We start from the raw sequence: 18,983 nt of genomic DNA, 5'->3' as shown, positions 1-18,983 counted from the left end.
CTCCTAATTTAGGTGATATATTTGGGTTTAAAATTGCGCAACCGCAAAGCATTAGTCAGGACGGAAACTGAACTAAAAGCCATGGCACCACCAGCGATGATTGGACTTAGTAGCCAGCCAAAAATCGGATATAAAATACCTGCTGCGATCGGAATTCCAGCGATGTTGTAAATAAAGGCAAAAAAGAGGTTTTCGCGGATGTTTCGCATGGTGGCGCGCGAAAGTTGAATGGCTGTAACTATGCCTTGCAAGTCTCCAGAAATTAGGGTTATGTCGCTCGCTGCGATCGCCACATCTGTCCCGGTGCCGATCGCAATTCCCACATCCGCTATGGCCAAAGCTGGAGCATCGTTAATTCCATCTCCCACCATCGCTACAATTTTGCCTTGTGCTTGGAGTGCTTGGATTTGAGCTGCTTTTTGGTCGGGTCTAACTTCTGCAAAAATGCGATCGATCCCAACAGCATGGGCGATGGACTCCGCAGTCGTGCGGTTGTCTCCTGTGAGCATCACCACTTCTAAACCGAGTTTTTGCAGTGCTTTCACCGCCCGCGCTGACGACGGTTTGAGGGCATCAGCAATGCCCAGAATCGCCTCAATTTTGCCCTCTACAGCCATCCAAACCACAGTTTTACTGGCAGATTCCCAAGCTTTGGCGCGGAGTTCCAAATAATCAGTATCAAAGCCTAATTCCTGCATCCATCTGAGTGTTCCCAGGGCGATCGACTTTCCCTCCACAACCCCCCGGACACCACTTCCGGCGATCGCCTCAAAATCCTTAACATCTGTTAAAATTACCTCTTGAGATTCACCATATCTCACCACAGCTTCACCCACAGGATGCTCGGAATTTCGCTCCACAGACGCTGCCAATTTCAGCAGTTTTAATTCATTGCTGTTCGCACTTCCTTTAATTGTGACAAAATCAGTGACAGTCGGCTTACCTTCCGTGAGAGTCCCAGTTTTATCTAACACAATGACTTGAATTTTATGAGCCAGTTCTAAACTCTCAGCTCCTTTAATTAAAACTCCATTCTCTGCACCTTTACCAGTACCCACCATCACCGCCGTCGGAGTTGCCAAACCCAAAGCACAAGGACAGGCAATAATCAGCACTTCCACCATGGTAACGGTTGCCAAAGTCAAGTTGCCCGTAGCATTAAACCAAATAATAAAAGTAGCTAAAGCAACGGCTATTACGGCGGGAACAAACCAACCAGTCACCTCATCTGCCAACTTTTGAATCGGTGCTTTAGACCCCTGGGCATCCTGCACCATCTTGACAATTTGAGCTAAAAATGTATCCTGACCAATCCTAGTAGTGCGAAACTTAAAGCTGCCAGTTTTGTTAATTGTCGAGCCGATAACTTCGTCACCGACTTGCTTTTTGACTGGCAAACTTTCCCCTGTTACCATTGCTTCATCTATGGTGGAATAGCCTTCAATCACCTCTCCGTCTACGGGAATTTGTTCCCCTGGCCGCACCTGCACGATATCGCCAATTTCCACTTGGGCTAATGGCACTTCCAACTCTTGCCCGTTGCGAACAATCCGAGCCGTTTTCGCTTGCAAACCCATGAGTTTCCGAATCGCCTCAGAAGTCTCTCCCTTCGCCCGATTTTCTAGGGTTTTACCAAGCAAAATTAGGGCAATCACACTCGCTGCAACTTCATAATAAACGCTAGGAATCAAACCCTGGGCTAGGAAAAATCCGGGAAAAAGTGTTACAGATACAGAATAAAAGTAAGCAGAACTGGTTCCCAAAGCAATCAGGGTATCCATTGTGGCTAGGCGGCGTTTTAGCGATTTCCACGCTCCTATATAAAATGAGTTACCACACCAGAATTGTACTGGTGCTGTCAGCACTAATTGCAGCCAAAAATTGTGCAGCCATCCGGGAATAAATGGCAAATGCCAACCAGTCATAGCTGGAATGGAACCTGTAAATAGTAACAGGCTAATCATACCTGCTGTCCACAATTTACGTTGCAAAACTTGAGATTCAGCTTGACGAGTTATTTGCTCGGTGTCATCCTCGCCCTGGGATATTTCTGGAAGCGGGAAAGCTTTGTATCCCGCCGCATCAACAGTTGCTTGAATTTTTGCTAAGCTAGTTTTTTGGGAGTCGTATTGGATACTTGCTTGTTCCATGCCAAAGTTGACATTGCACTCCATGACACCAGGAACAGATTTAATTGCTTGTTCAATGGAAGAGGCACAGGAGGCACAACTCATGCCTTGGAGTTTGACTGTGAGATTATCCATATATGCACTCTCGAATTGGGAATAGGAAATTGGCCGTTGCTAATACCATTTCTCTAAAATCGTGCAATCATCTTTGACCCCCCCTAACCCCCCCTTATAAAGGGGAGGGACAAGACTATTGTTGCATTCTTTTTTAAAATTGGTATAAGATTCTGCTGTCAAAGGGCTGGATAACCAACAGATGCGATGGCTTTTCTCACTTCATTTTCCGGCTTCACGCTTTGAATTGTCACCAATTTCGTCTTAATATCTGCCTCAACCACTGCGGCTGGATCGATGGTTTTGACTGCTTGTGCGATCGTATTGGCACAAGCCGAACAAGCAATTTTGGGAACTTTTAACTGTAGAGTCATAATTTCAACCTCAGCATAAAACACTTTGCTAGTTATCTTAATTAATTTCATTATACAGTCTCATGTTAGCATAATAGTCTAGTCTATTTTAGATTAAAGTTTTTCTCGGTTTTCATCCTAATTTCATATCTCGGTGATAAAGTAGATATAAATCCCAATTTTAACAAGATAAAATTTATGAAACCAATGCCATTAAAAACAGGAATGACAGCCCTGATATTCACCTGCACAGCAGCCCTAAGCACTGGAGTGCTGGCTGCTTGTTCCAAAGACACTGTAAGTCAAACTCAAGCCCCAAATATTACAGCAGCAAGCCCAGCCAGCAGTAAACAAGAGGTGGCGCAGGACCACAAAATGGGTGGCATGAATCACAGTATGTCCATGGACTTAGGACCTGCTGATGCCGACTATGATTTGCGATTTATCGATGGGATGACAGTGCATCATCAAGGTGCTGTAAACATGGCGAAAGACGTGTTGAATAAATCCAAACGCCCGGAAATGAAAAAACTCGCAAATAACATGATTGTCGCTCAGAATCGTGAAATTAATCAAATGAAAGAGTGGCGAAAAACTTGGTATCCTAAAGCCAGCAATACGCCCATGGCTTATCACGCTCCCATGGGTCACATGATGGCCATGACTCCCGAACAGATGCAAAGCATGATGATGAGTATGGATTTAGGTGCTGCGGATGCTGAATTTGATTTGCGGTTTCTGAATGGGATGATTCCCCACCACGAAGGAGCTTTGGTGATGGCCCAAGATGCTTTGAAAAAGTCGAAGCGGCCAGAAATGAGGAAATTATCCCAAGAAATTCTGACTTCACAAAAGCAAGAAATTGAGCAAATGAAAGAGTGGCGCAAAGCGTGGTATAAACAATAACATAATTCCCTAAATTATCAAGTAAAAAAGCCTGAACAATAGCAGTAATCACACTATGTCTATTGTTCAGGAAAATTTTGCTTGGCAAAATCCGGCAATCGAGGCAATCAAAAAATGGCGCAAAGTGTTGTATTAATAGTCACTTAAATCTATGATTGCGGTCACAACCTGTTTAGATACACCTAAGTTGATTTTTTTACGTAAAAATACTGTAGACAATTTAAAAGGCATCCCTCTAAAGTATGAGAATAACTCAAAAGCTATCATGACAGGGGAATAATTAATGATCTTGACCAGCTTGGAATCAAACACTACTCATCAATCTAAGGAAGCCGTAGAAGAGTTAGTGAGCGCCTTGACCAAGGAAATTGAAGCGCAATCAGAAACCGAAAAAAAATTACACCAGCAACGGTTCAAACTAGGCAAAACTTATATTGATATTTTAGAAGCCGGCGGGCATCTGGGTTGCTGAGGTGAAATTTCATCCTAATTTCATTTGGCTGTGAAAGACTAGGTTGAGGAGAGTATGTTTAGCTCTTGGTCATTGCTTAGCGATCGCTTCTGGGAAAACCCTAATAAGTAGATCTGGTTAATTCAGTTTACTTACTTAGTTGGGAAAAATACCAATCGCTAAACCGGTGGCACTCAACCCGATTTCAAGGACAATGCCAACGATGATATTTCACAAATATGCTCCATCTGCCGCAATTATTAGCAGTGGTTCTGCAACTTTATTCAGCCTGATTTTGCTAAGTTCTCCGGCCGCTGTTTTCGCCCACGCGGGACACGGAGATGAATTTCACCAAAGTGGCGAAACAACTCAAATTCCGGCTGCTATTTCTGTCGATACTGAAACCTCGAAGCGCATCGGAATCAAAGTTGAGCCTGTGAAAGCTCAGCGGTTGTCTGTCGGGATTAAAACTACCGGACAAATTGAAACTCTGCCAAATCAAAAAGTAGAAGTTCGGGCTCCCGTTAGCGGCACTGTGGTTGAGTTGCTCGTTAAACCGGGGGACAAAGTATCAAAAGGTCAACCTGTGGTTGTGTTATCGAGTTCGGAATTAGGCCAATTGCGCGTGGAGTCGATCGCCAAACGAGCCGAAGCGGAAGGCGATTTGCAGCAGGCGCAGGCTCAGTTTAAGTTAGCTCAACAAAATTACGATCGCCAACTGCAAATATCCGCCGCAGAAATCGCCCAAGCCAAAAGCCAACTGACAGCAGCAACTCAGCAATACGAAAGAGAGCAAGAATTGGTAAACAACCGCTCTGTAGTGAAAGTTGCTCAAGAAAACTATCAGCGCCAACTACAAATAGCCCAGGCAGAAATAGCCCAGGCAGAAACCGAATTAACAGTGGCTAAAGAACAGTTTGAACGGGACAAAGAATTGGTAGCAGCAGGGGCGATCGCGCGACGGACAATGCTGGAATCGGAAGCCCATTTCGCCGCAGCAAAAGCCAATGTTGCCAAAGCAAAAAGCCGTCCCGAAGTTATCAAAGCCGAAACCGAAATTAAACAAGCCCAAGTAGACCTGCCGATGCGAGAATTGCGAGATGCTCAAGGCAAAGTTGCAGAAGTCAAAGCTCAACTTACCAAAGCTTTGAGTCGGCGGGAAGTTCTAGAAGCCGAGGCTCAACTCAAGGGGGCTAAAGCTGCTTTAGAAGTAGCTCAGTCCCGCGTTCGCCTCAGCAGTTCAGCCTATCAAGCGCGGCTGCAACAACTAGGGATTGCCGCCAACGATAAAGGACTTGTCACCGTAGTTGCTCCGATTGCAGGGACTGTAGCCGATCGCGAAATCACCCCAGGCGAATCAGTCAACTCGGCGGAAAAACCCCTGATGAGTATATTAAATGATAGCAGCGTTTTTGCCACGGCAAATATATACGAAAAAGACCTAAATCAGATAAAAACTGGTCAGCAAGTTAGGGTTAAAATTACCAGTTTGCCAAACCGCACTTTCAATGGAAAAATTAGCTTAATTGGCTCGGCAGTTATAGGAGAAACCCGCACTGTGGCGGTGAAAGCTCAATTGGATAATGCCGAGCAAGTTTTGAAACCGGGAATGTTTGCCGAGTTGGAAATCTTAACCGCAAAAACAGCAACAAATATTTTGGTAATTCCTGTTTCAGCAGCGGTAGAAGCAAATGGCAAACAGTTAGTTTATGTCAAAAATGGTAATGCTTATCAAGCTCTTGAAGTCGAACTCGGTCAAACTTCCGGGGATTTAGTGGAAATTAAGAGCGGTTTGTTTGAGGGAGATTTGATAGTCACTCAGCGCGCACCTCAACTTTATGCTCAATCTTTGCGGGGCGGTAGCAAACACTCAAAAACTGAGGATAAGAAAGAAGTAACTCAAAAGGTTGCGGAGGCTGGTTTTAATAGCTTTTCCTTGCCTTTGTGGGCGGGTATAGGGGGCGGAATGGCGATCGCATCTCTGACTTTTGCGATCGGGGCATTGTGGGGAAATCGGCGCAAATTGCCAGCAGTAGCAACGGATTCAGAAAACAATAGTTTTTCCATCTCTGCATCGGCATTAAATGCGAGTACAGTAGATGAATTGCCACCGCGTGATGACAACCACCGCGTTAAAATTCAGGAGGCAGAAGCCAAGATTTTAAAGTAAAATTTTTGTTAAATCGAGCAATTATAACTACATGAAATGACTTAAAAAGGTGGAATGGCAGATGGTAAACCAACTCGCATAAATAAACGTGCAAACGCCTGAGAAAAGTGTTCTAGGTAAGGAGATTTTAACCGCCAGCGATCGTTTAAATTACTAGCGTGTTTCAATACATATTCGTAAGGCAAGGTTTGGATCTCTCTAAAATCTACAACCAGTGCTTCTTTGTTATTATCTGGGTTCGCTGGTGATGCCAGCAGGTGCAAACCTTCTATTCTCCCTCTTAAAACTTCATTCCATTTTCCTTTTTTCTTAAATGCTTCGTTATTTTCCTCAAATTCTGAAATAGGGTAAATTGCACACAGCACTACCTGAGCTACTTTTTTACTATCCAGATCGCAGCTTTGGGTGAGAATGATTAAATCTAGTTCATTTAGTTCTATTTGTACATCTTGAATTTCACTATTTTTTCCGAAATTTATTGGATCAAATACTGGTATTAGTACCAGACAACCAGGCAGATAATCACCTTGCCTGAGTGTTGATTCATTTACCTGCACCCAGAAAGGTTCTACGATCATTCTTCATCGAAAATATACGGCAGAGGTTTTTTACGCCCTTTAAACTGAGCGCGCATGATTACTCGTTCCGAACGCTTTGGCGGTACTGGCTGCCAGTCTATTTCACCAATGCTTTCTAGAGTTTGTAAGTATTGTTTTACAACGGTTAGATTATGCAATACTTCATCAGCTAGTGCTGCGAGTTTTCGTCCTTCAGGACTTTGTAATTGAGTTGTGGCTTTTGGCTCTAATACCAGCAACTTTGGTGATGGTGAAACACCTTTAGGACGTAGGGGGGTAATTGTAGCCATCAGTTAATCGACTCCCTTGTGCGTTCTGTAATGCAAGCTTCAAAAGCTATATTTTTTTGTTCGTGCATTTGTTCTAGAATGTGCCAAAGCGCTATTTCATCATCAGGAATATCCCCTTCTAGAAATAGGTCTAAATCTAATACTATAGAAACAAAATCAGGTGTAGGAGGTGGAACTATTGCTTGATTTATAACCAGCATTGTTCCTAAGTTTTCCTGCGGAATTTGTAGCTGCATAAAGTAGCCACTTAATCCTTGTGGTAAATCAGAAGAAACTTCGGGAAATGTCCTCAAATACTCTTTGATATCGCCAATCGGCAAAGGAATATCTAGCCTGTTAATATACCTGAGTGCTAAGCGAACAATTGCTTCTGGATGTGTCAGAGACTGATAGATATTCCACAGTCGCTTTGCTTCATTCCGAAAATTTTCCCAACAGTCGTAAGGGGCAAGCTGACTAAATGCGAAAGCATCTAAACGCAGTTGAAGAATTTGTTTTTGGTCACTGTGGGAGGCTATATAGCCAATTGGAGATTGACTCGCTGTTGCCCCAACACTAGCACCTGCCATAATTTGTCCCTGAAAAAGTAACACCTCTTCACACTGAGGATACTCAGCCTGAATGCTAGAGTACACCTGCGCCAAGTTGTCAAGTAGAACTTCTGCTGGAAGTCTAACTTGTATATCAATCAAGGCTTCGGTGATGGGGGCGTGTGAGTAGTGTTTTGGTGGTTGCATACTAACTATTCTAAACTGCTTTGTCAAAAAGAGCAACGCAGGTTATATCATTTTAAACATTAGATTTTATATTTGAGATTTTAAATAACTTATGAATCAAGGTTAAAAATCAAAATATTTCATCCTAATTTCATTTTTGGGTGTCAATCTAAATTGAATGGCTATTTAACACTGTTCATCCCAGGAATTCAGTTCAGTCCTAGACGCACGGGGAACCAAAAACCCCTGGTGGTTGAGCCCTTCGGCTTCGCTCAGGATAAACTCCGTCGAAACCCTGCGTGAATATTTGTCGAATAAATCGACAATTTTTGGAAGAAACCAGTTTTTTTAGTCTTAGTCCTACAGGTGAAAACTACAGCAGTAGAAGCCTTGAATATCTGCTCACTTTTATTGTTAAGTGTTCGATCGCCAAACGGTAGCTGCTAATCATCGCTTATATAAAATTATAAAATGTTCAGCACTATTCTCAGATGGGTAATCAACCGCCGCTGGCTAGTCGTTCTAGCCACTATTATTATTAGTCTTTGGACAGTATATATCATCCCCAAAATGCCTCTCGATGTCTTCCCGCCTTTCGCACCGCCACAGGTGGAAATCCAAACGGAAGCACCGGGTTTAGCGCCGGAAGAAATCGAGTCTTTGGTAACATTGCCGATCGAGAGTGCGATTAATGGCACTCCGGGGGTAACAGCAGTGCGATCTTCCTCTGCTGTGGGTGTTTCTGTGGTTAAAGTTATCTTTGATTGGGGAACAGAAATTTATCAAGCGCGGCAGTTGATTACAGAAAGGTTGCAGCAAGCTCAAAGCAAGCTTCCTGTAGGAGTAGAAGCACCGCAAATTTCTCCGACAACTTCTCCGGTAGGCACTGCGATTACCTATGCTTTTACATCAGAAACTACTTCTTTAATGGAAGTGCGCCGTCTGGTTGATTGGCAAGTTACTAATCGCCTGTTAGCAGTGAATGGTGTGGCTCAAGTGGTAGTTTATGGCGGTGAACAAAGGCAGTATCAAGTATTAGTTGAACCTGCGAAATTGAAAGCTTTTAATGTTTCGTTACAGCAAGTATCGCAAGCTGTGGCTGCTGCGAATGTTAACGCGCCCGGTGGCTATTTGATTACGCCGGATAAAGAAACTTTGATTCGGGGTGTGGGGCGGATTGAATCGGTGGCAGATTTGCAGCAATCTGCGATCGCCTCTCGCCAAGGAAGCGTCGTCAGAATTGGGGATGTCGCTGATGTCAAAATTGGTGCTGCTATCAAGCGGGGCGATGGCAGTTTTAACGGCAAAAAAGCTGTGATTGTGATGGTAAACAGACAGCCGATCGCTGATACTCCTACGGTAACTCAAGCTGTGGAAGCGGCAATGGCCCAGGTGCAGCAAGCTTTGCCCAAAGATATTAAAGTTACTGTCACTTTCCGCCAGGAAGAGTATATCAATTCTTCGGTGGAAAATGTGCGATCGGCTTTAGTGGAAGGCAGCATCATTGTCACTATTATTCTGATCCCGTTTTTGATGAATTGGCGGACTCTGACGGTGGTTTTGCTGGATTTTTTCCTAACTTGGCTTTTGGGGCTGCTGGCAATGTATTGGCTGGGGCTGGGATTGAATACGATGACTTTGGGTGGGTTGTCGGTGGCGATCGGCACTGCGATCGATGATGCGATCGTCTATGCCGAAAATACCTACCGCAACCTGAGAGAAAATACATCATCTGTTCACCCTCGCCCGGTGATGGATGTGATTTTTGATGGCTCTCAGGAGGTACGAGATTCGTTAATTGGAGCAACGGTAATTGGGATTGTGGTGTTTTCGCCAATTTTTACTTTACCGGGTGTAGAAGGTCGAATTTTTACGCCGATGGGGATTACTTATCTGGTAGTTGTTGTGATTTCTAGTCTGGAATCGCTGTTCATATCTCCGGCACTTTGCGCTATTTTATTGCCTAACAAAAACATGAGTGCTGCGGAACCTTGGTTGCCGAGATTTTGCAAGAAAGTCTATCATTTTTTTATAAAATTGTCAATGCGCTATTCGGCGATTATTTTAACTTTAGCTGCCGCGAGCATGGTGGCTGCATTAATTATTTTGCCTTCTTTTGGACGAGTGTTTTTGCCGGAGTTTCAGGAGCAAACTTTGGTGAATACGATTCTACTGTATCCGGGGGTGTCTTTGGAGGCGACAAATAGTGCGGCTTTTGCGATGGAAGATGCTCTTAAGGATGATACCAGGTTTGCTTACGTGCAAGTGCGATCGGGCAGAGCTCCCGGTGATGCTGATGCTGCGGGTGTCAATTTAGCTCACATTGATATCGGTTTGAGCGAGGAAGGAATGAAAAATCGGCCGAAAACTTTGGAATCATTGCGGCAGGAATTTGGGAAATTACCGGGAGTTGCACCAAATATCGGCGGTTTTATTTCTCACAGAATGGATGAGGTTTTATCCGGTGTGAGGAGTCAAATTGCTGTCAAAGTTTTTGGCCCGGATTTGAATCAACTTCGCACCATCGGCGCTCAAGTTGAAGAGCAAATGAAAACTGTGGCAGGAATTGTAGACTTGCAACTGGAACCGCAAGTGCCGGTGCAGCAAATTCAAATTAAGTTTAACCGCCAAGCGGCGGGGAGATACGGTTTGAAAGTGGGAGAACTTTCGGAAATAATTGAGACAGCTTTGAATGGCAAAGTTGTCTCTCAGGTGTTGGAATTGCAGCAAACTTTTGATTTAGTTGTCTGGTTGCAGCCTGAATCCAGAAATAACTTAGAAACTATTGAAAATTTGTTGGTGGATACCCCCCCTCTTTCCCCCCGTTATAAAGGGGGGGATGAAACCCCTCTTTCCCCCCGTTATAAAGGGGGGGATGAAACCCCTCTTTCCCCCCCTTATAAAGGGGGGGATGAAAGGGGGGGTAAAATTCCCCTCGCCCAAGTTGCGACTGTTAAATACGGTACGGGCCCAAATACGATTAACCGCGAGAATGTTTCTCGGTTAATTGTGGTGGCGGCAAATGCGAAAGGTCGAGATTTGCGATCGGTTGTGAATGAAATTCAAGCTAAAGTTAAACGAGAGGTACAGTTACCTTTTGGCTATTTTATCCAATACGGTGGTCAATTTGAAGCCGAGCAAAGAGCTTCGCAAAATATTATGATGTTTAGTGCGATCGCCTTTGTGGTCATTACAGTATTAATGTACCTTTCCGTCAAGTCAATTCCTTCAACTGCTATGATTATGATTAATTTGCCGATCGGATTAGTGGGAGGTGTAATTTCAGTAGCTTTGACTGGGGGCATCATCTCTGTAGCTTCTTTAGTTGGTTTTGTCACTTTATTTGGCGTTGCTACTCGCAACGGCTTGTTATTAGTAGACAACTACAATACTAAATTTGCCCAGGGAATGCCTTTTAATGAAGCAATTATTAAAGGCTCGATGGAACGGCTCAATGCTATTTTGATGACGGCTTCCACTTCAGCTTTAGGTTTAGCACCTTTAGTTTTAGAAGGTGGGGCGGGCAAGGAAATTCTGCAACCGCTGTCTGTTGTAGTTTTAGGAGGATTGTTTACTTCTACAGCACTGACTCTGTTAGTTTTACCAGCTTTGTATGTTCAATTCAGTGAACATTTATTAACAGAAAGTAATCACCCCTAAAATATAGCCTTTCTCAGTTAGGTTAGGTGAGGTGAGCGTGTAATGGGTAATGGGTAATGGGTAATGGGTAATGGGTAATGAGGCACTTGTGCTGAGCATAGTCGAAGTATCGATAGTGTAAGTCCTGATAATTTCATTGTTGTGCGTGCTAATCTATAACCATAGTACGCAAACATTAAATCAAATGAAAGCGCTCAAATCAAACTTAGTTATTCTAGGCAGTGTCGGATTGTTGTTTGTAGGAGCTTGCAGTAAAGGCGACGAAGCCAGCGCTCCCAATAGCAGCCAAACACCCCCTCCTGTAGCCTCTGCACCTGCGTCTTCAGCTCCCAAGGCTGCTCCTCCTGCGGGTAGTGCGACAACAAACCATCCTCAAGCATCTAAAGGGGGTCAAGTTGTCGAGTCGGGAGCTTACCACTTAGAACTTTTAACTCAAAAAGAAGCTACCGGAACTCACTTAGATCTTTATTTGCAAAAAGGTGATAACCACGAACCAATTCCCAATGCAAAAGTGTCAGCTCAAGTGCAATTACCAAATGGAAAACAGCAAACTCTAACCCTCAAATACGATCCTGATGGCAAACATTATGCTGTTGTTTTTCCAGGCAAAAATCCCGGCAGTTATCCACTCAAGGTGACGGCGGATGTTAACGGACAAAAAGTAGACGGTCGTTTTACTTTTAATCAATAAACATCTCCCATAATTACTGTGTAACAGGCTCTCCAGCCTGTTTTTTACCATATTTTTGTGTAAATTAGAGTTATGAGAGTTTTGCTAGTTGAAGATGAGCCAGATTTAGGGAAGGCGATCGATCGCACTTTGAAGCAGGAAAGATATATAGTGGACTGGGCCCAGGATGGCAAAGAAGCTTGGGGTTATCTGGAAAATCAGTGGATGGAATATACCCTGGCTATTTTTGACTGGTTGCTCCCAGGATTGTCAGGATTAGAACTGCTGCGTAGATTACGTGGGAAAAATAGCGCTCTGCCAGTATTAATGCTCACAGCAAAAGACCGGATGGAAGATAAAGTAGCGGGACTAGATGCCGGGGCTGACGATTATTTAGTTAAACCCTTTGGGATGGCGGAACTGTTAGCAAGATTGCGGGCTTTGCAAAGGCGATCGCCCCAAATTCAGCCGCAACAATTAGAAGTAGGAAATCTCATTTTAGACTGCGGAAATCGCACAGTTTTTCGGCTGGATGGCGGGGGCAAAAATCAGAGCATTTTCTTGACAAACAAAGAATTTCAATTACTAGAATACTTCATGAAACATCCCAACCAAATTGTCGCCACAGAACAAATTAGGAATCAGCTATGGGATGTTAGTGCAGATACTTTTAGCAATGTGGTAGCGGCTCAAGTGCGCTTGCTGCGGCGCAAACTGGAATCAGCAGGCTGCGCGAACTTAATTGAAACTGTGCATGGCGTAGGATACCGGATGAGAAATTAAAGTTTTATACTCGGCGGTTGAAACCGCGTCTTGTCAAACAATGTCCGCCTGCGCGGACTAAGAAAAGAATACTTCTTGTCCCCCCCCTTGTTAAGGGGGGTTAGGGGGGATCTCCGGGTCACTTGTCGTTATGAAAAATGAATCAAAATAAACTATTTAATCGAACACGCTGGCAATTAGCAATTTCCTATGCCGCCGTCATGGGTTTGATTTTAAGCTTGTTGGGATTTGGGGTATATAAGGCGATCGCCCACGCTCATTGGGTAGCCATAGATCGCGAATTAGAATCGGTAGCCGGGACGCTGCACGACAGTCTAGAACTCAAATTGCAGCAGCCAGGACGGTTGGAACCCATCGTAAATGAACTTTTGCCCAACCTGCGCGTAATAGGAATTAACGGCATTAAGCAACCGATTCGCCCTCGCCATATTTTAAGCGCTATTAATCAAGGCTATTACTATATTCGTTTATTTGATGCTTCCGGGAAATTGATTGCTACAGCCGGGGCCGTTCCTGATGAATTACCCCCAGAATTTAATTCTAAATATTGGCAAACCGTGACTGATAGGCAAGGCAATCTCTATCATCAAGTTTCGGTATTTTTACATACAAAAGAACAGGAGGATTGGGGTTATTTTCAATTGGGTCGCAGTCTGCAAGACTTCAATGAATATCTCAATACAGTGAAATTAGTTTTAAAATTAGGATTACCGACAGCATTAATTTTGGTGGGTTTTTCTAGTTGGTGGCTGGCAGGATTGGCGATGAAACCGATTTATGCTTCTTACCGACAAATTCAACAGTTTACAGCGGATGCTGCCCACGAATTACGCACCCCTTTAGCTGCTTCTCAGGCGACAGTTGAATCGGCGCTGTTGATGCCTCAATTGAATGAAAAAGAGGCGCGGGAAATTTTGCGGACGATCGATCGCCAAAACCGACGATTGACTCAGTTAGTTGCCGATTTGTTGTTGCTGGCCCGCATGGATAATCAACCCATACCTCCTCGCCCTCAATGGTGTTGTTTAAATGACTTGGTGAACGATTTGGTGGAGGAATTAGCCGCCATGGCGATCGCTAGCGGGGTAGCGCTAACATCCGAATTGCGCGTACAGCAGCAATTAAATGTTGTCGGCGATTCCGACCAACTTTATCGCCTCGTTGCTAATTTAATTGTGAATGGGATTCAATACACTCCGGCTGGGGGAAAAGTAACAGTTATTGTAGATTGCACTCACACCGAGGCGATAATTCAGGTGCAGGATACCGGGATTGGGATTGGGACGACTGAACAAGGGCGAATTTTCGATCGCTTCTACCGAGTAAATAGCGATCGATCGCGCCATACCGGCGGTTCGGGATTGGGATTGGCGATCGCCCAAACCATAGCCCGCGCCCATCGCGGTAGCCTCACCGCCCGCAGCGACTTGGGGCGCGGCACCACTTTCCTGCTACGGCTGCCGCTGTGAGCTATCATGTGGGGGAAACCGATGACAGTTGACAGTTGACAGTTGACAGTTGACAGTTGACAGTTGACAGTTGACAGTTGATAGTTGGCAGTTGATAGTTGATAGTTGACTAATGACTACTGACTACTGACTACTGACTACTGACTCCTTACAACTACCTAGCGTAAAATTATGACAGTTTTAGAACAGGGAACAATCTCAATCCATACCGAAAATATTTTCCCGATTATCAAGAAGTCGCTATACACTGACCATGAAGTCTTCTTGCGGGAACTAATTTCTAACGGCGTAGACGCAATTGCCAAACTCAAAATGGTTTCCCGTTCCGGCGAATACAGCGGCGACATTGGCGAACCAGAAATCACCATTGCGATCGACAAAGAAAACAAAACACTCTCCATCACCGACAACGGCATCGGCATGACAGCCGATGAAGTTAGAAAATACATTAACCAAGTCGCTTTTTCCAGCGCTGAAGAATTTATTCAAAAATATCAAGGCAGTGGCGACGACGCCATTATCGGTCACTTCGGCCTCGGTTTCTACTCTTCTTTCATGGTCGCTCAAAAAGTAGATATCGAAACCCTTTCTTACCAAGAAGGCGCCCAAGCTGTACACTGGTCCTGCGACGGTTCACCCGCTTTTGAACTATCAGAATCTACCCGCACCCAACGCGGCACTACAATTACCCTCACTCTCCAAGAAGAAGAACAAGAATATCTAGAACCAAGCCGCATTAAGCAGTTAATCAAAACCTACTGCGATTTCATGCCAGTTCCCATCAAATTTGAGGGAGAGGAACTCAACAAACACAAGGCAATTTGGCGGGAATCAGCCAGCAATTTACAAAAAGAAGACTACTTAGAACTATACCGCCACCTTTATCCGTTCCAAGAAGAGCCGCTGCTGTGGGTACACCTGAATACCGATTATCCTTTTATTGTCAACGGCATTCTTTACTTTCCCAAACTGCGGCCTGATGTCGATGTCACCCAAGGCAACATTAAGCTCTTCTGCAATCAGGTTTTTGTCAGCGATCATTGCGAAGAAATTATTCCGAAATTCTTGATGCCACTGCGGGGAGTCATTGACAGTACCGACATTCCGCTGAACGTGTCTCGCAGTTCGCTGCAAAGCAATCGCACGGTGCGGAGAATAGCTGATTATATCGCCAAAAAAGTGGGCGATCGCCTAAAGGAACTTTACCGGGACGATCGGAACGAGTACATCCGTTGCTGGCAAGATATCGGCACTTTTGTCAAGTTCGGAGCACTCAACGATGACAAGTTCAAAAAGCAAATTGAAGATATCTTAATCTATCGCAGCACCTACGAACCAACAGCAGTCAAGCCAGAAACCGAGACACCAGAAGTGCAGGTGCAAGCTGAGGAAGGAGATTTGTGGCAAGATGTCAATCCCAAGTCCGAAACTTCCGGTTCAACCCAACCTTACACCACCCTGAAAGAGTATTTAGAACGCAATCAAAAACGTCACGAAAATCGTGTATTTTACTGTACAGAGCCGGCATCACAAGCAACTTACGTCGCACTGCACAAAAGCCAAGGTTTAGAAGTGTTGTTCATGGATTCTTTCATTGACACGCACTTCATTAGTTTCCTCGAACGAGAATATTCCGATGTCAAATTCTCGCGAGTGGATTCCGACTTAGATGATACCCTAATTGACAAAGAAAAAGAAGCGGAAATTGTCGATCCGACTACCAATAAAACTCGCAGCGAACAAGTTAAAGAATTGTTCCAAAAAGCTCTGAATAAGCCAAAAGTGAATATCCGCACAGAAGCATTAAAGTCAGACGCTGCGGAGGCGACACCACCTGCGATCGTCCTGTTACCCGAAGCTTTGCGCCGGATGCGCGACATGACGGCTCTATTGCAGCAGCAAGCAGCCGAATTCCCCGAAGAGCACGTTTTGCTGGTGAATACAGCCCACCCGTTGATTCAAAATCTGGCTAATTTGAGTCAAGGTTCGATTATTCAAGGCGGTGGCGAGTCTCCGTCGGCCCAATTGGCGAGCATGATTTGTCACCACGTTTACGACTTGGCCTTGATGGCTCAGAAGGGTTTTGATGCTGAGGGGATGAAGGAGTTTGTGGAGCGATCGAATCAAGTATTGACAAAATTGACCGAACGTGCACTCTAATTAACCCCCCAACCCTCCCTTGCTAAGGTGGGGAACCAGAGGAAGGAGCCAGAGTTTATTTCCACTGATAAAGGGATAAATTAAGGCTTCTTCCTTCTTTCTTCTTCCTTCGGCTATAATGAAAGGCTGCACGCAAAAAACACTAATCTGGAGGGCAATATGTCACGGAAATGTCAGCTAACGGGGAAGAAAGCGAATAATGGTTTTGCAGTTTCTCACTCACACCACCGCACTCACAAGTTGCAAGAAGCAAATTTACAGTGGAAGCGGGTTTGGTGGCCACAGGAGAAACGCTGGGTGAAACTTCACCTTTCCACAAAGGCCATTAAAACCTTGCAACACAAGGGTTTGGAAATTATGGCGAAGGAAGCTGGAATTAACCTCTACAAAATGTAAGAAATTTCAGGACCAAGAAAGGACTAAAGTCCTTACTACAAACCTCTTGTTTAGGTTGGTAGTAAGGACTTTAGTCCTTAATACTGATTTCTACTTTTTAATAAATAAGTATCCATCACACCTTTGCCTTTAACTTCGATTGCAGGACGAATTTCAAATATATACTTTTCCTGCAATTTATGATAGGTTGTGGATGTCACCTGAATGCTCCCTGGCAAGCCGTGGGATTCCATGCGGGAAGCGGTATTAACAGTATCTCCCCACAAATCATAGATGAATTTTTTAATCCCAATCACTCCCGCCACCACCGGACCTGTGTTGATGCCGATTCTGATGCTAAAAAGTTGATTGTGCTGCTTACTAAATTCGGTAATTGCCTGTTGCATATCTATGGCCATTTGGGCGATTTTTTCTGCATGATCTAAGCAAGGAATTGGCAGTCCTCCTACTACCATGTAAGCATCACCAATTGTCTTAATTTTTTCCAAACCGTGTCTTTCTGCGAGGTGATCGAAGGTGGAAAAAATTTCATTTAACAAGGAAACTAATTCCGTTGGAGAAACTCTCGCACTGAGTTGGGTAAAACCTACGATGTCGGCAAATAAAACAGTAACCTCAGCAAAAGTATCGGCGATGGTACTGTCTCCTTGCTTTAAACGCTCGGCTATTTGTTCTGGTAAAATATTCAACAACAACCGTTCTGATTGTTCCTGCTGCACTCGCAATGCACTTAAAGTATCATTCAGAGCATTAGTCCGTTCTTTCACTCTAAATTCTAACTCTTCATTGAGCTTGTAAAGCTCCATTTCTGCCCGCCTGCGGTCCGTGATATCCGTACCGATTGCCAGCATTCCTGCGAACTTTCCCGCCTCGTCAAACAGCGGTTTATTTGCCCAGGATACCCAAACGCGATCGCCACTACGCCGGATACTTTCATTTTCATTGCGCGTATACTTTTCGGGATTTTGTAAAATATCTCTCAACTTTACTGTCAAGTCGTTTCCTATGGTATCTGTAGGGGGGATAATTGTTCCTACTGCATTTTTACCTAGTATTTCTTCTTCTTCATAACCAAAAAAATCCTGTGCAAATTCGTTAAAAAAGGTAATATTTCCTACCCGGTCTAATTTTAAAATAATGCTATTAGCATTTTCCACTAATTCCCGATACTTAATTTCGCTTTGCCGCAGTGCATTCTCCGCTGAAGCACGTTCAGCTACAGTTGCTGCCAACAGCAGAGAGGTAATCACAATTACGCTCATAAAAGCCTGCAAAAATAAGATTGCTTGATTGATACTTTGTGCTTTAGTAATAAAAGGGCCAGCACCCTGAGACCCCCCCCAAATCGCGATGCTGGATACTAGGAAAGATGATATGACAGCACCACGTTGACCGAATTGAATTGTCGCCCAAATTACTAAGGGAAATGGCAAGTATTCCAGGGGATACCCGGAAAAAGTAGGCGTTGCTTTGGAACTATATACTACCCAACTGACTGCGATTAATGACATCAGGCCTATTCCCGCCCAGATGCGATTGATGCTGCTAATTTGGCGATCGGCTATTGCTGGTTTTTGGTATAAAATCAACAACAGGGGAGCAAAAATCAAAACTCCTAACGTATCTCCCAGATACCAATTCCACCTAATTTCCCAATATTCCCTCCACTCAACTAGACCAGTTAAACATAAGCGCATTGTCCCCAGAGTGCAGTTTATTTGAGTAGCAACTACGGCACCACAAAAAATTAAATTGACAACATCTATCAGCCGATTCAGTGAGGGGCGAAATTTTAATTTATTTAGTAAAATAAAGGCGCACAAAGCTTGCAAACAAGCACAAAAAGCAGAGACTAATGACAGGATTAAGGAGACATTCATGTCGATTTTTTCAAAAAAGAAAACCCCTAATGCTACTCCTGGCCAAAAGCGCCACCCAAACAATAAAAGTGCAGCTTGGGCAATTCCTGCGGGGGGCCAGACGCAGGTAGCTAATTTATTGATGCCGGGAATGGAAACTGCCAGTTTTGCTCCTAAAATATAAACGAGGGCAATGGCAGCTACTTTGCCTAAATATTGCCAATTTATAGATTGAATAAATCGACTAAACTGACTATTGTTTGGGTTCATACTTAGTTT

15 protein-coding genes are annotated in these 18,983 nt (G+C 44.2%); 9 read left to right on the top strand and 6 right to left on the bottom strand.

Translation table 11 applies throughout. The annotated features are described in order from the left end of the window. Positions 1 to 8: 8 nt before the first annotated feature. Positions 9 to 2,264, bottom strand: coding sequence for a heavy metal translocating P-type ATPase (locus tag ACBR23_RS11680; protein WP_371119629.1), 2,256 nt, complete (start codon positions 2,262 to 2,264; stop codon positions 9 to 11). 158 nt (positions 2,265 to 2,422) lie between these two features. Further along, entirely contained in the window at positions 2,423 to 2,668 is a 246-nt protein-coding gene (locus ACBR23_RS11675) for a heavy-metal-associated domain-containing protein (protein WP_371116892.1), read from the bottom strand. 126 nt (positions 2,669 to 2,794) lie between these two features. Between ACBR23_RS11675 and ACBR23_RS11670 the strand changes: the two genes are divergently transcribed. The 3 genes from ACBR23_RS11670 (at position 2,795) to ACBR23_RS11660 (ending at position 6,123) form a co-directional block, all read left to right on the top strand. After that, entirely contained in the window at positions 2,795 to 3,502 is a 708-nt protein-coding gene (locus ACBR23_RS11670; protein WP_371119630.1) for a DUF305 domain-containing protein, read from the top strand. Between the two features lie 283 nt (positions 3,503 to 3,785). Then, the gene (locus ACBR23_RS11665; RefSeq protein WP_371119631.1) at positions 3,786 to 3,974 is read left to right on the top strand and encodes a hypothetical protein; all 189 of its coding nucleotides are present in this window, start codon (positions 3,786 to 3,788) and stop codon (positions 3,972 to 3,974) included. A 193-nt stretch (positions 3,975 to 4,167) separates the two neighbouring features. After that, entirely contained in the window at positions 4,168 to 6,123 is a 1,956-nt protein-coding gene (locus ACBR23_RS11660) for an efflux RND transporter periplasmic adaptor subunit (RefSeq protein WP_371120938.1), read from the top strand. 41 nt (positions 6,124 to 6,164) lie between these two features. Here ACBR23_RS11660 and ACBR23_RS11655 read toward each other — a convergent pair whose 3' ends face one another. The 3 genes from ACBR23_RS11655 to ACBR23_RS11645 are packed head-to-tail and all read right to left on the bottom strand — an operon-like array spanning position 6,165 to position 7,728. After that, positions 6,165 to 6,701 (bottom strand): hypothetical protein, encoded by a 537-nt coding sequence (locus ACBR23_RS11655; protein ID WP_371116896.1) that lies wholly within the window; start codon positions 6,699 to 6,701, stop codon positions 6,165 to 6,167. Further along, on the bottom strand, positions 6,698 to 6,991 hold the full coding sequence (locus ACBR23_RS11650) for a hypothetical protein (protein WP_371116897.1): 294 nt from the start codon (positions 6,989 to 6,991) through the stop codon (positions 6,698 to 6,700). The genes ACBR23_RS11655 and ACBR23_RS11650 overlap by 4 nt, the downstream gene beginning before the upstream one ends. Then, on the bottom strand, positions 6,991 to 7,728 hold the full coding sequence (locus tag ACBR23_RS11645) for a TIGR04255 family protein (protein ID WP_371116898.1): 738 nt from the start codon (positions 7,726 to 7,728) through the stop codon (positions 6,991 to 6,993). The genes ACBR23_RS11650 and ACBR23_RS11645 overlap by 1 nt, the downstream gene beginning before the upstream one ends. Before the next feature lie 450 nt (positions 7,729 to 8,178). Here ACBR23_RS11645 and ACBR23_RS11640 point away from each other — a divergent pair, with 450 nt between their 5' ends. The 6 genes from ACBR23_RS11640 (at position 8,179) to rpmB (ending at position 16,845) form a co-directional block, all read left to right on the top strand. Further along, on the top strand, positions 8,179 to 11,367 hold the full coding sequence (locus ACBR23_RS11640) for an efflux RND transporter permease subunit (protein WP_371119633.1): 3,189 nt from the start codon (positions 8,179 to 8,181) through the stop codon (positions 11,365 to 11,367). A 184-nt stretch (positions 11,368 to 11,551) separates the two neighbouring features. Further along, positions 11,552 to 12,058 carry a hypothetical protein gene (locus ACBR23_RS11635; RefSeq protein WP_341737335.1) on the top strand — a complete coding sequence of 169 codons (507 nt, stop codon included), beginning with the start codon at positions 11,552 to 11,554 and terminating at the stop codon, positions 12,056 to 12,058. Between the two features lie 72 nt (positions 12,059 to 12,130). Further along, complete coding sequence (gene rppA / locus ACBR23_RS11630; protein ID WP_371116900.1) at positions 12,131 to 12,820, top strand: two-component system response regulator RppA; 690 nt, start codon at positions 12,131 to 12,133, stop codon at positions 12,818 to 12,820. 137 nt (positions 12,821 to 12,957) lie between these two features. Continuing rightward, the gene (gene rppB, locus ACBR23_RS11625) at positions 12,958 to 14,289 is read left to right on the top strand and encodes a two-component system sensor histidine kinase RppB (protein WP_371116901.1); all 1,332 of its coding nucleotides are present in this window, start codon (positions 12,958 to 12,960) and stop codon (positions 14,287 to 14,289) included. Positions 14,290 to 14,460: 171 nt separating this feature from the next. Further along, the gene (gene htpG / locus ACBR23_RS11620) at positions 14,461 to 16,449 is read left to right on the top strand and encodes a molecular chaperone HtpG (RefSeq protein WP_341737338.1); all 1,989 of its coding nucleotides are present in this window, start codon (positions 14,461 to 14,463) and stop codon (positions 16,447 to 16,449) included. Between the two features lie 159 nt (positions 16,450 to 16,608). Continuing rightward, positions 16,609 to 16,845, top strand: coding sequence for a 50S ribosomal protein L28 (gene rpmB, locus ACBR23_RS11615; protein WP_341732957.1), 237 nt, complete (start codon positions 16,609 to 16,611; stop codon positions 16,843 to 16,845). Positions 16,846 to 16,922: 77 nt separating this feature from the next. On the opposite strand, the gene ACBR23_RS11610 is transcribed toward rpmB, so the two are convergent. Next, a complete protein-coding gene (locus ACBR23_RS11610) occupies positions 16,923 to 18,974 on the bottom strand; it encodes an adenylate/guanylate cyclase domain-containing protein (RefSeq protein ID WP_371119634.1) in 2,052 nt (683 codons plus the stop codon). Positions 18,975 to 18,983 lie beyond the last annotated feature (9 nt).

The organism is Microcoleus sp., assembly GCF_041354475.1.
Taxonomy (GTDB): Bacteria; Cyanobacteriota; Cyanobacteriia; order Cyanobacteriales; family Microcoleaceae; genus Microcoleus.
Note: the sequence above shows the minus strand (reverse complement) of the source record. Positions and strands in the feature narration are given on the sequence as shown.

Bases quoted from the DNA above. Each gene is read 5' to 3' on its own strand.
- htpG (WP_341737338.1), top strand. From the start codon at position 14,461: ATGACAGTTTTAGAACAGGGAACAATCTCAATCCATACCGAAAATATT.
- ACBR23_RS11680 (WP_371119629.1), bottom strand. From the start codon at position 2,264: ATGGATAATCTCACAGTCAAACTCCAAGGCATGAGTTGTGCCTCCTGT.
- ACBR23_RS11660 (WP_371120938.1), top strand. From the start codon at position 4,168: ATGCCAACGATGATATTTCACAAATATGCTCCATCTGCCGCAATTATT.
- ACBR23_RS11665 (WP_371119631.1), top strand. From the start codon at position 3,786: ATGATCTTGACCAGCTTGGAATCAAACACTACTCATCAATCTAAGGAA.
- ACBR23_RS11610 (WP_371119634.1), bottom strand. From the start codon at position 18,974: ATGAACCCAAACAATAGTCAGTTTAGTCGATTTATTCAATCTATAAAT.
- ACBR23_RS11675 (WP_371116892.1), bottom strand. From the start codon at position 2,668: ATGAAATTAATTAAGATAACTAGCAAAGTGTTTTATGCTGAGGTTGAA.
- rpmB (WP_341732957.1), top strand. From the start codon at position 16,609: ATGTCACGGAAATGTCAGCTAACGGGGAAGAAAGCGAATAATGGTTTT.
- ACBR23_RS11670 (WP_371119630.1), top strand. From the start codon at position 2,795: ATGAAACCAATGCCATTAAAAACAGGAATGACAGCCCTGATATTCACC.
- ACBR23_RS11655 (WP_371116896.1), bottom strand. From the start codon at position 6,701: ATGATCGTAGAACCTTTCTGGGTGCAGGTAAATGAATCAACACTCAGG.
- ACBR23_RS11635 (WP_341737335.1), top strand. From the start codon at position 11,552: ATGAAAGCGCTCAAATCAAACTTAGTTATTCTAGGCAGTGTCGGATTG.
- ACBR23_RS11650 (WP_371116897.1), bottom strand. From the start codon at position 6,991: ATGGCTACAATTACCCCCCTACGTCCTAAAGGTGTTTCACCATCACCA.
- rppB (WP_371116901.1), top strand. From the start codon at position 12,958: ATGAATCAAAATAAACTATTTAATCGAACACGCTGGCAATTAGCAATT.
- ACBR23_RS11640 (WP_371119633.1), top strand. From the start codon at position 8,179: ATGTTCAGCACTATTCTCAGATGGGTAATCAACCGCCGCTGGCTAGTC.
- rppA (WP_371116900.1), top strand. From the start codon at position 12,131: ATGAGAGTTTTGCTAGTTGAAGATGAGCCAGATTTAGGGAAGGCGATC.
- ACBR23_RS11645 (WP_371116898.1), bottom strand. From the start codon at position 7,728: ATGCAACCACCAAAACACTACTCACACGCCCCCATCACCGAAGCCTTG.